This is a genomic window from Flavobacterium flavigenum (assembly GCF_027111255.2).
GTDB lineage: Bacteria > Bacteroidota > Bacteroidia > Flavobacteriales > Flavobacteriaceae > Flavobacterium > Flavobacterium flavigenum.
The window spans coordinates 1637857-1651499 of record NZ_CP114285.2 but is presented as its reverse complement, the minus strand read 5'-3'; the positions used below and the strand labels follow the sequence as shown (position 1 = coordinate 1651499).

Here is a 13643-nt window from a genome sequence, read left to right as displayed (position 1 = left end):
AGTATAAATTAATAACCAGAGTTTTAATCATCAATAAAAAAATAAAATCGCAGAACCTTAGTAAATCAGAAACTTAAAAAAAGAAATCATGACCAAAATTATTACCCTTACTATCTTGTTTATTTGCAGCTTAATGTCTGCTCAAAATGTAAAATTAACTATTACTGTTTCAGGTGTAAAAAACAATACGGGAGCTGTTAAAGTCGGATTGTATAACTCAGACGGAACATTTCTGAAAACAACTTACAAGAGCCTTGCTTCTGAAATTAAAAATAACAAAGCAGTTGTAATATTTGATAATCTTCCTGCTGGCGAATATGCGATTTCTACTTATCACGATGAAAATAATAATGGGAAACTTGACAGAAACGCAATGGGAATCCCCTCTGAAGATTACGCAGCTTCAAACAATGCAAAAGGATTCATGGGGCCACCTTCCTATACAGATGCTAAATTCACTGTTGGTAAAGACTCTAAAATTGAAATTACATTATAAAAAACTAATCCTGTTAAACCATTAAATAACTTATAAAATGAAAAAGATCATCACATTAATCACACTATTTGTAGTGGTAATAGCTTCAGCTCAGACACAATTTGAAAAAGGGATGGAGAAGGCTTTCGGACTTTGGAAAGAAGGAAAAAACGACGAAGCTTCAGCAATGTTTGAAAGAATTGCAGCAGCAGAAAAAACCAGCTATCTTCCAAATTATTATGTTGCATTAATCAATACGACATCTGTTTTTACTGAAAAAGATAAAACAAAGATCGATTTGTTATTGACAAAGGCACAAGATGCTTTGGATAAGGAAATCATAAAAGATCAGAACAATGCCGAGTTATATGTTTTGCAGGCTTTGATTTATACAGGATATGTTGTCGCTGACCCAATGACAAACGGAATGAAATATTCGGCAAGAGTGATGGAAGCTTACGCCAAAGCAAAAGCAATTGATCCTAATAATCCAAGAGCGGTATTTGGTGAAGCAGATTATCAGTTAGGGGGAGCTAAATGGACTGGTGTTGATACAAAACCACTTTGTTTACAGGTTGATAAAGCTATCGAACTTTTTGGTACATTTAAACCTGAAACCCCTTTTTCTCCAAAATGGGGATTAGAAAGAGCTTTGGAAACACAAAAAAACTGTAAAAAATAATATTATTATAATTTAAGAAAATTTATAAATGAAAGATCATAGAAGTTCATTTGCTGATTTAAAAAGTGGAACAATAACCTGTTTCAAGATTTCTATGGTCTTTGCGATTATATTTTCAGCTTCTCTGGGTTCCGATTTAAATGTTAAAAACGTTCTTGTCACTTTTTTTGTAAGCTGTGTTTATTCTTTCGGATTAGGATTTGGCAACGGTTTCATCAGTGTACTGTTAGATAAAAAGTGGGACTGGCTGGAGCAAACAAATTTAAGGGTTTACTATGGCATTTTAGTCACAATACTTTATACCGTTCCAGTCGTTTTAGGAATTAATTATTTCATTTTTGTTTTGTTGCAAAACGTGACTCTTGATGTCTTTTTTGGCGAAAAAATGTTTTGGGTTCATCTTTTTTATATCGTTTTATCATTAGGAGTTTCGGCTTTTCTTCAAGCCAGAAGCTTTATGGTAAAATGGAAACAGGCATCAAAATTCGAAATAACGCAGCAAAAGATTATCGCAGGAACGGCAAATGCCAAATTCGAAAGTTTAAAAAATCAGATTGATCCGCATTTTCTTTTTAACAGTCTCAATGTTTTGAGTTCTCTGATTGAAGAAAACCCGGATAATGCACAGCGGTTTACCACTTCCTTATCTAAAATTTACCGATATGTTTTAGAGCAAAAAGATAAAGAGCTGGTTTCTGTTGAAGATGAATTGTCGTTTGCAAAAACTTATATGAACCTCCTGAAGATGCGATTTGAAAACAGTTTGTTTTATGAATTGCCAGCAGAGAATATCAATCCGGATGCAAAAGTGGTTCCGTTGTCGCTGCAGCTTTTATTAGAAAACACAGTGAAACATAATGTAGTAAGTGAACAAAAACCATTGCATATCAGAATTTTTACAGACGGAGATTATCTTGCCATTCAAAATGATTTTCAGAAGAAGGAAGTTCTACAGGACAGGCAGGGAGTTGGGCTCCAAAATATTGTAAATCGATACGGAATTGTAACCAACAGAAAAGTTTTGATTGAACAAAATGAAAAAACATTTACGGTTAAGATTCCGATTTTAACGAAACAAATAGCAGTTATGGAAACAAATGCAGACTACAGCGATGAAAGTAAAGCTTATTTTAGAGCTAAAAAAAGAGTAGAAGAGTTAAAAGGTTTCTACGGAAATGTAATTTCGTATTGTTGTGTGATTCCGTTTTTAGTATTTATCAATTTGAGATATTCTCCCGGATTTCAGTGGTTTTGGTTTTCGGCTTTAGGCTGGGGATTTGGAGTTGTAATGCATGCTTTTAAAGTTTTTGGTTACAGTTCAGACTGGGAAGAAAGAAAGATCAGAGAGATTCTGGAAAAGGAGAATAATAAACAACAAACCTGGAAATAATTATGGGAAAGTATGCTGATACAGAACGTTATTATGAGGCCCAGGAAAGAGTGAAAAAAATCAGAAAGTTTTATGAACATCTGACAGTATATCTTCTCTGTAATCCAATTGTTATAATTGTAAATCTTATAACTTCGCCAGGTTATTTATATTTTTGGTTTTCCTTGCTGGGCTGGGGAGTTGCAATTGTTTTACACGGATTGAAAGCCTTTGATTGTTTTCCTTTTTTTAGTAAACAATGGGAAAAAAGAAAGATAGATGAGATTTTAGAAAAAGAAAATAATAGACAAAAATGGGAGTAATCATGGAAATAAATTATAACGAAGAAGACAAATATTACCAGGCTAAAAAGAAAGTCGAGAATATAAAAGGGTTTTATGGCAACTTAATTTCTTATATAGTTGTCAATGCTTTTTTGATTTTTATCAATTTATATACTACACCTAATCATTTATGGTTTTACTGGCCTTTAATGTGGTGGGGAGTTGGAGTTGTTTTTCACGGATTAAAAGTTTTTGAAGTTTTTCCGGTTTTTGGAAAAGGATGGGAAGAACGGAAAATCAGAGAAATCATGGAGAAAGAAAAAGAGAACAAAAATAAATGGCAATAACTTTTTAAAACAAAATAAAATGGGACGTTGTAGAAGACGCTTTTACGAAGAGTACGGACAAGAATTTGAAAATGATGAAAGTTTTGAAAGAGCATACAAAAAAATAAAAAGAATCAAGGGTTTTTATTCGCACTTAAAAATATATTTAATTGTAAATGCAATCATTATTTTTTCAAATATAAACAGGGATTTTGTTGGAAACAGATTTGATGAGAGCGGATTATTTGAATGGCATACGTATTCGACAGCCTTCTTTTGGGGAATTGGTTTATTGATTCATGCTTTCACCGTTTTCGGGCCTGATTTGTTTTTTGGATCAGACTGGGAACAGAAAAAAATCCAGAAATACATGAACAAAGAATCTCAAAACACCAATAAATGGGAGTAATTTTACCAATTGTAACCAAAACCAGATTTTAATTTTTCAAATTTAATAAATGACCACCTTAATTATAGAAGACGAAAAACCGGCTGCAAGATTATTACAACGAAAATTAGAAAAATTAGACATTGCTGTGCAAACTATGCTGCATTCTGTAGAAGAATCTATCCATTGGTTTGGCAATAACGCGCATCCTGATTTGATTTTTTTGGATATTCAGCTTTCGGATGGTTTATCGTTTGAAATTTTTGAAAAAATAGATATAAAAAGCGCTATCATTTTTACAACTGCTTATGATGAGTATGCATTGAAAGCCTTTAAGCTAAACAGCATTGACTATCTTTTAAAACCAATTGATGAAGATGATCTTGAAACGGCTGTTGCAAAATACAAAAACAGAATCCCGAAACAGGATACTGCAAATCAAAATCTTCAGCTTGATTTTGAACAAATACGACAAATGCTTTCAAATCCTTTTGAAAAAACTTACAGGGAAAGGTTTACAGTTAAAATCGGGCATCATTTAAAGGTAATTACCAAAGATGAAATTGAATGTTTTTTTAGTGAAAATAAAGGTACTTACATTCATACCTATGATAATCGTGATTATCTAATTGACTCTACATTAGAAATTCTGGAGCAGGAGCTTAACAGGAAAGATTTCTTTCGCGTAAGCAGAAAATTTATATTACCGTTAAAAGCAATCAAAGAAATTCAGGTATATACCAATTCCCGTTTAAAAATTATTTTACCAACTTATAAAGATGATGAGGTGATTGTAAGTCGTGAAAAGGTGCAGGATTTTAAGAGTTGGTTAGGATAGATTTTTGATGAGAAGCGAAAAATAAGATATAAATAAAACAGAAAAAGAGTCTAATTTTAGACTCTTTTTCTGTTTATATAAAATGATTTTATTTGCTCAAACGGTGCAAAGTATAGGTCATTGCACTCAAAAGTAAGAATGCCATGATTTGATGAATTAATCCTAAAGCCAAAGGTACACTGTACAATAAAGTGAAGACGCCAAGGGCAAACTGAACAAAAACAAAAATCACCAAAATGTTAATTCCTTTTGACTGGGTATCGGTAAGGGAATATTTTTTGCTTTTGAAATACAGAAAAAGAATAATCGCCACTACTGCATACGCAAAAGTTCTGTGTACAAACTGAACACCGCTTTTTCCTTCAATTAAATTTTTGATTAGAGAAGACTGCTCAATAAAAACCGATTCATGAATAAATTCTCCGTCACTCATTAATGGCCAGTGATTGTGAATTAATCCGGCGTTAAGTCCTGCTACAAATCCACCATAAATAATCTGGATCAATAAAGCTGCTAAAGCATATCTTGCGATTTTACGAAGCGGAATAATTTTATTGATGTTTCTTTCAGGGTAAATTAAATCCAGCGCAACCCAAAGCGTGTAAGCAAAAGTGATAAAGGCGAAAGTGAGGTGCAGTGAAAGTCTGAAGTGGCTTACATCCGGATTGTCAATTAATCCGCTGCGAACCATAAACCAGCCAAGGAATCCCTGAAAACCACCCATTGCCAAAAGAACAATGCATTTTTTAATGGTTGGAGTGTCTAATTTCTTTTTGATTAAAAAGTAAACAAAAGGAATAAAGAAAACCAGTCCAATGATACGCCCGATGAAACGATGAAACCATTCCCAGAAATAAATAAATTTATAATCGGCTAATTGAAAATCGTTATGAATATTAATTTTCTGATATTCTGGAAACTTCTTGTATTCGTCAAAAGCAGCCTGCCATTTAGCGTCTGTTAAAGGCGGGAAAGTATCGGTTACCAAATGCCAGTCGGTCATCGATAAACCCGAGTTTGTAAGACGTGTAATTCCGCCGACAACAACCATTAAAAATAATAATGCGCAACCTGATAGTAACCAAATGATTACTGATTTATTTTCTTTTTTCATTCTTTTCCGATTAATTCGAGTTCGTTTTTGTCTGTTTTTGAAATTCGTTTTAAATATAATTTCCCGAAATATATATTTGCTAGATAGGTAAGAGGAAATACTAATCCACCATAAATAAACCTCGTAATATAACTATCAGGATCAAATTTTAAACCGAAGAGTTCAGTTAGGTAAGGGCTTGTTAATAATGCCATAAAAATAATTGCTATTGCAAAGAGTGTAAGAAGGCATATTAGAAAATAGAGTAATTTATGTATGATAGGCTTTCCCTTAACATCTTTTAGTTTTTTAAAAAATATATAGTTTGGAAAAGTAATTATTATCACGATTAAAGCCCAATATATATAAACTGCTATATCCTCCATTATTTTTTAAGAGTAAGATTTAACTTCTCAGCTCGTTTAATCACAAAATCATAAGCCGCTTGATATTCATTTGGAATAATACCTTCTAAAATGGCTTCTTTTACCGCTTCTTTCAAAACGCCAATTTCGCGTGAAGGTTTTAAATCAAACATTTCCATAATTTCTTCACCCGTAATTGGCGGTTGAAAATTACGAACATGATCGCGCTCTTCTACTTCAACAATTTTTCTGCGGACAACTTCGAAGTTTTTATGGTATTTTTTGAATTTCGCCGGATTCTTTGTTGTAATATCAGCTTCACACAACGTCATTAAATTTTCTACATCTTCGCCGGCATCAAAAACCAAACGACGTACAGCGCTGTCGGTTACAATATCCTCAGCCAAAACAATCGGACGAGAACTCATCACAACCATTTTCTGTACGAATTTCATTTTATGATTTAAAGGCATATGAAGACGTTCGAAGATTTTCTTTGCCATTTTTCCGCCTAGAAATTCATGTCCGTGAAAAGTCCAGCCTTGTTTTTTGTTGAAACGTTTTGTTGGCGCTTTTCCAATATCGTGCAATAATGCCGACCAGCGAAGCCAAACATCATCTGTATTTGGGCAAATATTATCAACAACTTCAAGCGTGTGATAAAAGTTATTTTTATGTGTATGACCTTCAATTTCTTCCACCTGATTCAATGCGGTTAATTCAGGAAGAATAATATCTAAAAGTCCAGTTTTGTATAAAAGCAAAAATCCAGTTGAAGGTTTATCCGTCATAAGGATTTTGTTTAATTCATCAACGATTCTTTCGCCAGAAATAATCTTGATACGATCTGCATTTTTTGTGATCGCATTCAATGAATTTTCTTCGATTTCGAAATTCAATTGTGTAGCAAAACGAATCGCACGAAGCATACGCAAAGGATCATCAGAATACGTGATATCAGGATCCAAAGGCGTTTTAATTGTTTTATTTTCTAAATCGGTTAAACCGTCAAAAGGATCTAAAAGAGTACCAAAATTATTTTCGTTTAAAGATAAAGCCAGGGCATTGATTGTAAAATCACGGCGATTTTGATCGTCTTGTAAAGTTCCGTTTTCCACAATTGGATTTCGGCTGTCACGATTATATGATTCTTTTCGGGCGCCTACGAATTCAATATCGGTGTCTTCAAAACGAAGCATTGCTGTTCCGTATGTTTTAAAAACCTGGACTTTTGGTTTTTTCGGAAGTAAATCAGAAACCTTTAAAGCAAGTTCAATTCCGCTTCCAACAGCAACAACATCAATATCTTTTTTCGAACCCCGGTTTAAAAGCAAATCACGAACAAATCCGCCGATGACGTATGAGTCAACGTTTAATTCCCGTGAAGCTTTCGAAATGATTTCGAAGATTTTATTATTTAAAGCTTTTGTATAATTCATTTTTTTAACTGCAAATTCGCAAATTAATTTTTAGATTTCACTATTCGTTTATATTCTAATGATTTCAGATTAAAGTTAGCCAGAATAGCTAAATTGATTTCCTGATACTTTTAAATAGTTAAGACATTGATGTTTCAGTATTGTGTTTTTATAATTTACAGAAAACTCTTTTTCCCTTTCAAAAGGTATATTTAGTTGAGTGAATTCATATTCTAATGCGTCTTTATAGACAATTTCAGAAAAACCTTTTCCTGAATTTTTGTGTACTTCATAAAGAATTCCGAAGATAGAGTAACTTTCATCTTTGTGTAAGTAGTCTTCCATAAATTTTAAAATAATTTGCGAATCTGCGGTGATTTATTTATGAATCATTTTATCTGAGAATCAACCTAACATTTTAATAATGGTTGCGGTTTTAAATTTAATCGCTGCAAATTTACAACATAGAAAATGCCTATTATAATCTAGAGTTCACTTTTTTGAACAATTTCACATTTTGAAGCATCAATTTTTATGAATTGAGAAAGAGCTGCCACAAATATCCACGATTTTTTTTTAGCCATAGATTATAGGATTAGAAAGATTAAAAAAATCTGTGTGAATTTTTTTAATCTGTGGCTAAAAATCTTAATAACCTGCTTGAGAGAAAAATTCGTGGATATTTGTGTAATTCGTGGCTAAAAAATAGAGGTATAGAACAAATCAATTTCAAACTATAATTTTTAGAAATGCAATTTGTATTTTTGAATCATACAAAAACATACAAATGAAAATTGTTATATCTCCTGCGAAATCATTGAATTTCGAAAAAGAATTACCAACATCTCAATATACTGAACCCTCTTTTTTAAAAGAAGCACGTGTGGTTCACAAAGTCGTAAAGCAAAAAAAGCCAGCCGAATTATCAGAATTAATGTCAATTTCAGAAAAACTAGCCGATTTAAACTGGAAAAGAAATCAGGATTGGAAAACGCCTTTTACTCCAGCAAATGCACGTCCGGCAGTTTATACTTTCGATGGAGATGTTTATACCGGTTTAGATGCTTATACAATTCCGTTAGAGAAATTAGATGTTTTACAAAATAAACTTCGAATTTTATCAGGTCTTTACGGTCTTTTAAAACCATTGGATTTAATGCAGGCCTATCGTTTAGAAATGGGGACAAAAATGCCGGTTGGTGAATCTAAAAACCTGCATGAATTTTGGAAACCAACTGTTACCAAAGCTTTAAACAAAGAATTGAAAAAAGACGAATTATTCGTGAATTTAGCAAGTAACGAATATTTTTCTGCTGTTGATGTAAAAGCGTTGAAAGTGCCTGTCATTACGCCAGACTTTAAAGATTATAAAGACGGAAAACTAAAAATGATCAGTTTCTTTGCGAAAAAGGCGAGAGGCATGATGGTTCGTTATATAATTGATACGAACGCAGAAACTATTGACGATTTAAAAGGTTTCAATTACGAAGGATATCAGTTTGATGCCAATCTTTCTAAGGGGAATCATTTGGTTTTTACAAGATAACCTTTAAGGTTTTAAGTTACTAAGATTCTAAGAGACTAAGTTTTCCAAACTTTGCAATGATCTTATAAATAAAGCAAAAGTTTTTAAAGAGTCGGAGACTCGGAACATATTGTAGGCAGGGTTTTCAATAGCTGTTAGCAGTAATAAATAGAAATATAAAAAAACAACGCCGAATTCTGAATTGAATTCGGCGTTTTGAGTATTATAAATTATTATTAGCATTAATGCATTGCGTCGGCTGCATTAATTTTGTTCTTCCCTTTTTTGATAAAGAGAATAATCGGTATGCAACATAAAAACATAATTCCTAAATAAAGGAAAATATCCATATAAGCCATTACAGTACTTTGTTTCATTACAGAAAGATCAATAGCCTGATAAGCTTTTTTCAAAGCAACATCGGCACTGTAACCTTTTGCCATGAAGGCGTGCTGCATTCCTGCAAGACGCTGCTGTACTTCGAATTTTGCCGGATCTAAATTGTTAATTAAATCTACTCGGTGAGACTGGCTGAAGCGCGTGATGAACGTAGTAATAATCGCAATACCAAAAGATCCGCCTAACTGACGCATCATTCCTGTAAATGCTGCTCCTTCACCAATTTGTTTTCCTTTTAAGGTTGATAGTGAAAGCGTTGTAATAGGAACGAAAAGTAATCCTAAACCAATTCCTCTTAAAATCAACGGCCAGTACATGTGTTCGACACCCGTATCAGGTGTCATACGGCTGTACATCATAAAAGTGAAGAAAAAGAAAATTAAAAATCCTACTCCCACCATATAGCCCTGAGGTACACCTTTCTGAATCATATTCCCCACAAACGGCATCATAAGCGCTGTTGTAATCGATCCCGGAATTAATAATAATCCGGCATCAGTCGCGGTCCATCCTAAAATCGACTGCGTATAAATTGGGATAATCAATGTTGAACCGTATAGACCAAAACCAAGGATGAAACACATTACCGTTCCAATTCTTAAGTTTCCGTCTTTTAGAACACTTAAGTTCACGATTGGATGTTTATAAGTAAGCTCTCTCCAAATAAATAAAACCAATCCTAAAACTGTTACAACACTTAAGGTTACAATTAAAGAATCGTTAAACCAGTCGTCCTGTTGTCCGTGCTCTAATACGAATTGTAATGAACCAATAAAGGTACTCAACAAAATAATTCCCCACCAGTCTACCTGATTTGCTTTTAATTTTTCTCCATATTTAGGACTTCTAACGAAAGTTAAAGCCAAAATAGTAGCAATAATTCCCAACGGAATATTGATATAAAAAATATAAGGCCAGGAATAATTATCAACTAAATAACCTCCCAAAGGTGGTCCCAGAGTTGGTCCAACAATTACACCCATTCCGTAAATGGCCTGCGCCATTCCTCGTTTTGCAACGGGATAACTTTCTGTAATAATCGTTTGAGCTGTTACCAGTAGTGCTCCACCACCCATACCTTGTACGAATCTAAAAGCTACCAGTTCCCAAATATTTGTGGCATTTCCACACAAAAAGGAACAGACGGTAAATATTATGATCGAAGCCACAAAATAATTTCGTCTTCCAAATTGCTGCGAAAGCCAGCTCGTCATCGGAATTACAATCACATTCGCAATAGCGTATGCTGTAATTACCCACGCAACGTCAGTCAGGGTTGCCCCAAGACTTCCGCGCATGTCTGTCAGTGCTACGTTTACAATGGTTGTATCTACAATTTCCAGCAATGCACAAAGTACTGCCGTAATCGTAATGATTACACGTCTGTAGCCGTATTCTACTAAATCGTCGTCTCCTTGTACTGCTGCTGCCATTTATTTTATTTCAAATGTACGTCTACGTCAACATTCATTCCAGGACGTAATAATTCTACTTTTTTAGGATCGTTTGAAGAGTCTAAACTAATTTTTACCGGTAATCTCTGAATCGTTTTTACGAAGTTTCCTGTTGCATTGTCAGGAGGTAATAATGAAAAACGGGATCCTGTAGCAGGAGAGAAAGAAGTAACAGTTCCTTTAAATTCATAATTAGGATAAGCATCTACTTTTAAGCTTACTTTTTGCCCCACAACCATTTTGTTCAATTGTGTTTCTTTAAAGTTTGCTACAACCCATGCTTCATTGTTATTGATAATATAAAATAAAGACTGACCAGGCTGAACCAATTGTCCCGGCTGAATATCAACTTTAGAAACCTGACCATCAATTGCAGCAGTAACTACTGTGTATGAAAGGTTTAAATGAGCAACATCAAGCATAGTTTTTGCTTTTTTGATATTAGCTGCAGCTACTTCTGTTTGTTTGTCAGAAACTTTAGATTTTGACTGGATAACCGATTTTTGGAATGAACTTGCTCTTTGTTGCTGCTCTAAAACACGAACCTGATTTTCGGCTTCTTCTTTCGCTGTTAATGCCTGCTCGTATTGTTGTTTCGTAATCGTATGCGTTTTATATAAATTATTATAACGGTTGTAGTCGTTTGTCAATTGTCTGAGTCTGATTTTAGCACTTTCGATAGAACCGCCAGCTGATTTCATCTGAGCATCAGAAACATTAATGCTTGCGTAGGCACTTCCGATATCCGCTTTTGCAGCTTCATACTGACCTTCAGCTCCTAATAAAGCTGCTTGTGCTTCATCAATTTTCAATTGATAATCCCTCTTGTCAATTGTAAACAAAGTATCTCCTTTTTTTACAAAATCATTATCTTTTACATATACTTTGCTAATGTATCCCGATACTCGCGGAATAATCGGATTCATTCTTTTCTCGATCTGGGCATCATCTGTTTCTTCGTGTGCCTGAGAGTGTAAATATTTTGAAATTCCGTAAGTTCCTCCTACTAAAATCAAAATGGTTAGTATAATGATGAATTTTTTATTTGTCTTTTTCTTTTCCATGAGAGCTAGCGATTATATTTTAGAAAGATTGAATGATTGAGATAATTGTCCGGATACCGAAAGTAATTCATAATACTTTTGGATAATAGTTGCTTTTGATAAAGCAGTATTGATTTTAGCGCTTAAATGTTCTACATCAGCTTCAACAAGATCATTGGTGTCAGATAAACCGTTGTCGAATTTGTCCTTTACCAGTCTGTAGTTTTCAGATGCCTGCTGTAATGCTTCATCATAAACCACACTCTGATTAATAGCTAAGTCATAATCTTCAATAGATTTTTGAACTTCTACTTTGATGCGATCGCTTAAAAGTGCTTCAGAATTTTTTACTTCCATCGCTTTACTTTCAGCTTCTTTTACGTGCGAATTGTTTTTTAGAATTCCCGATAAATCATAAGATAGTCCAACGCCAAAATTCATGGCATATTTTACAGTAATAAAATCTTTAAGATCGAAAGCTGTATAACCTCCCAATAAAGCTAATGTTGGATAGTAACCAGCTTTTGCAACTCTAATGTTTGCCTCACTTGCTTTAGATTGTAAACGGACAGCTTCTAAATCTTTTCTGTTTTCCAATGCCAATGCATCAGATGTTGGCGCATTGCTTGTTTTTAAATTAAAGAAATCCTGTTCATTAACCTGAAGTTTTACTGAAGGATCTAATTTAAGTAATGTTGTAAGATAAAAATTGATGTTGTTGATGTTGTTATTCGCTTCATCAATAGATAATTGTGTTTTGGAAACCATCAATTGTGCTTTCAATAAATCATTTCTCGGAATAATTCCGTTTTTTTCTAATTCGGTAAAATCAGTTACACGCTGTTTTGCCTGTTTCTGGTTTTCGTTTAAAAGATCTAATGTTTTTTGGGCTTTATATAATGCAGTATAATAGGTAATTACGCGGAGCGCAACATCTTCTTTCGTTTTAGCTGCATTCGCAGTTTCTGCTTCGTATAAACTTTCGTAAGTATCAATACTGCTTTGAATTTTAAATCCCGAAAAGATTGGCAGACTAAGATTTGCCATTCCTAACATAGCACGATCCGGAGATGCCATAGGCTCAGAACTTGCCTGGTCGTTGTGCAGGTCAATCGAGGCTTTTCCTAAACGCTGGTATTGACCCGAAACTTTTAAGTCCGGATACTGATTATTCTTAACCGACTGTAATTCGTATTTTTTTGTGTTTACCTTAGTATTGGCAAGTGTAACTTCGTTACTCTTTTCCCACGCCAGCTTAACGGCTTCGTCTAAGGTTAAACTTGTTTTTTCTTGTGCTTCTATTGAAGAAATTCCGATAAAGAAAACTCCAAAGAGCATTAATTGACTAATTTTCATAAACAAGTAGTGCTTTTATAGTTTGTTGAATGTGGTTTTTAAGAATCGTTTTGATGTAATTATCATACAACTCTTCTGTGTTTAAATTCAGTAATTCGACGAAGAAAGGTTTATTCATATGAAAATGAAAAAAAGTACCCATAATTGTCGGAGTGATAAGCGGAATAATTATATCTTTTCTAAAAATTCCTTTAGACTGGCCTTCATGAATAATTGTTTCCAATGACTTTAAATTGCCTTTTTTCAATTCTGTGAAAACGGCTAAGCTATTTTCTCTTTTTTTTGAGGTAAGTTCGAAATGTAAAACCCTGAATATCCCTCTGTTACAATTGATTCGGTTAATGTAAATTTCGACTAATTTATTTACTTTATCAAGAGGTTCAAGTTTTTCGTGCTGTAAACTTTCGATTTGTAATTTTAAATCAGCTGTTTTATGAATTATCAAAGCTTCAAGCAGCTTTTCTTTAGAACCAAAATAATACGAAACCATGGCAATATTAATTTTTGCCTCTTTAGAGATGTCCCGTATAGACGTTCCTTCAAATCCTTTTTCCGAAAAAAGTTTCTCGGCTACTTTCAGAATTTGAATTTTTTTATCGTTTAATTCAATCTGTGACATGATGTTGTT

Annotated in this window: 16 protein-coding genes; 8 read left to right on the top strand and 8 right to left on the bottom strand. The window is 33.7% G+C overall.

All coding sequences use genetic code 11. From position 1 onward, the window contains the following. Positions 1 to 88: 88 nt before the first annotated feature. Genes OZP09_RS06325 through OZP09_RS06295 form a run of 7 tightly spaced genes read left to right on the top strand, consistent with a single transcriptional unit; the run spans position 89 to position 4362 of the window. The gene (locus tag OZP09_RS06325; protein WP_269237056.1) at positions 89 to 496 is read left to right on the top strand and encodes a DUF2141 domain-containing protein; all 408 of its coding nucleotides are present in this window, start codon (positions 89 to 91) and stop codon (positions 494 to 496) included. 37 nt (positions 497 to 533) lie between these two features. Further along, on the top strand, positions 534 to 1157 hold the full coding sequence (locus tag OZP09_RS06320; RefSeq protein WP_269237055.1) for a tetratricopeptide repeat protein: 624 nt from the start codon (positions 534 to 536) through the stop codon (positions 1155 to 1157). Between the two features lie 28 nt (positions 1158 to 1185). Further along, positions 1186 to 2547 (top strand): 2TM domain-containing protein, encoded by a 1362-nt coding sequence (locus tag OZP09_RS06315; RefSeq protein WP_269237054.1) that lies wholly within the window; start codon positions 1186 to 1188, stop codon positions 2545 to 2547. Between the two features lie 2 nt (positions 2548 to 2549). Further along, a complete protein-coding gene (locus OZP09_RS06310) occupies positions 2550 to 2849 on the top strand; it encodes a 2TM domain-containing protein (RefSeq protein WP_269237053.1) in 300 nt (99 codons plus the stop codon). Between the two features lie 2 nt (positions 2850 to 2851). Further along, positions 2852 to 3157, top strand: a complete 306-nt coding sequence (locus tag OZP09_RS06305; RefSeq protein WP_269237052.1) for a 2TM domain-containing protein — start codon at positions 2852 to 2854, stop codon at positions 3155 to 3157. Between the two features lie 19 nt (positions 3158 to 3176). Next, entirely contained in the window at positions 3177 to 3545 is a 369-nt protein-coding gene (locus tag OZP09_RS06300; RefSeq protein WP_269237051.1) for a 2TM domain-containing protein, read from the top strand. Between the two features lie 49 nt (positions 3546 to 3594). Further along, positions 3595 to 4362, top strand: coding sequence for a LytR/AlgR family response regulator transcription factor (locus OZP09_RS06295; protein ID WP_269237050.1), 768 nt, complete (start codon positions 3595 to 3597; stop codon positions 4360 to 4362). An 88-nt stretch (positions 4363 to 4450) separates the two neighbouring features. On the opposite strand, the gene OZP09_RS06290 is transcribed toward OZP09_RS06295, so the two are convergent. The 4 genes from OZP09_RS06290 to OZP09_RS06275 all read right to left on the bottom strand — a co-directional run bounded on the left by OZP09_RS06290 (position 4451) and on the right by OZP09_RS06275 (position 7583). After that, positions 4451 to 5476 carry a COX15/CtaA family protein gene (locus OZP09_RS06290; protein WP_269237049.1) on the bottom strand — a complete coding sequence of 342 codons (1026 nt, stop codon included), beginning with the start codon at positions 5474 to 5476 and terminating at the stop codon, positions 4451 to 4453. Continuing rightward, positions 5473 to 5841: a hypothetical protein gene (locus OZP09_RS06285; RefSeq protein ID WP_269237048.1), complete on the bottom strand. Its 369-nt coding sequence runs from the start codon at positions 5839 to 5841 to the stop codon at positions 5473 to 5475. Before OZP09_RS06285 ends, OZP09_RS06290 begins: the two co-directional genes overlap by 4 nt. Further along, positions 5841 to 7259: a CCA tRNA nucleotidyltransferase gene (locus tag OZP09_RS06280; protein WP_281310471.1), complete on the bottom strand. Its 1419-nt coding sequence runs from the start codon at positions 7257 to 7259 to the stop codon at positions 5841 to 5843. The genes OZP09_RS06285 and OZP09_RS06280 overlap by 1 nt, the downstream gene beginning before the upstream one ends. 75 nt (positions 7260 to 7334) lie before the next feature. Next, the gene (locus OZP09_RS06275; protein ID WP_349293623.1) at positions 7335 to 7583 is read right to left on the bottom strand and encodes a GxxExxY protein; all 249 of its coding nucleotides are present in this window, start codon (positions 7581 to 7583) and stop codon (positions 7335 to 7337) included. Between the two features lie 442 nt (positions 7584 to 8025). Between OZP09_RS06275 and yaaA the strand changes: the two genes are divergently transcribed. Then, positions 8026 to 8784, top strand: a complete 759-nt coding sequence (gene yaaA / locus OZP09_RS06270) for a peroxide stress protein YaaA (RefSeq protein ID WP_269237046.1) — start codon at positions 8026 to 8028, stop codon at positions 8782 to 8784. Between the two features lie 221 nt (positions 8785 to 9005). On the opposite strand, the gene OZP09_RS06265 is transcribed toward yaaA, so the two are convergent. From OZP09_RS06265 to OZP09_RS06250, 4 genes are read right to left on the bottom strand one after another with little or no spacing between them, the layout of a single operon-like run. Then, positions 9006 to 10595, bottom strand: coding sequence for an MDR family MFS transporter (locus tag OZP09_RS06265; RefSeq protein WP_269237045.1), 1590 nt, complete (start codon positions 10593 to 10595; stop codon positions 9006 to 9008). A gap of 5 nt (positions 10596 to 10600) precedes the next feature. Next, the gene (locus tag OZP09_RS06260; protein ID WP_269237044.1) at positions 10601 to 11680 is read right to left on the bottom strand and encodes an HlyD family secretion protein; all 1080 of its coding nucleotides are present in this window, start codon (positions 11678 to 11680) and stop codon (positions 10601 to 10603) included. A gap of 12 nt (positions 11681 to 11692) precedes the next feature. Beyond that, a complete protein-coding gene (locus OZP09_RS06255) occupies positions 11693 to 13015 on the bottom strand; it encodes a TolC family protein (RefSeq protein WP_269237043.1) in 1323 nt (440 codons plus the stop codon). Further along, on the bottom strand, positions 13005 to 13634 hold the full coding sequence (locus tag OZP09_RS06250; RefSeq protein WP_281310470.1) for a TetR/AcrR family transcriptional regulator: 630 nt from the start codon (positions 13632 to 13634) through the stop codon (positions 13005 to 13007). Before OZP09_RS06250 ends, OZP09_RS06255 begins: the two co-directional genes overlap by 11 nt. Between the last annotated feature and the right edge of the window lie 9 nt (positions 13635 to 13643).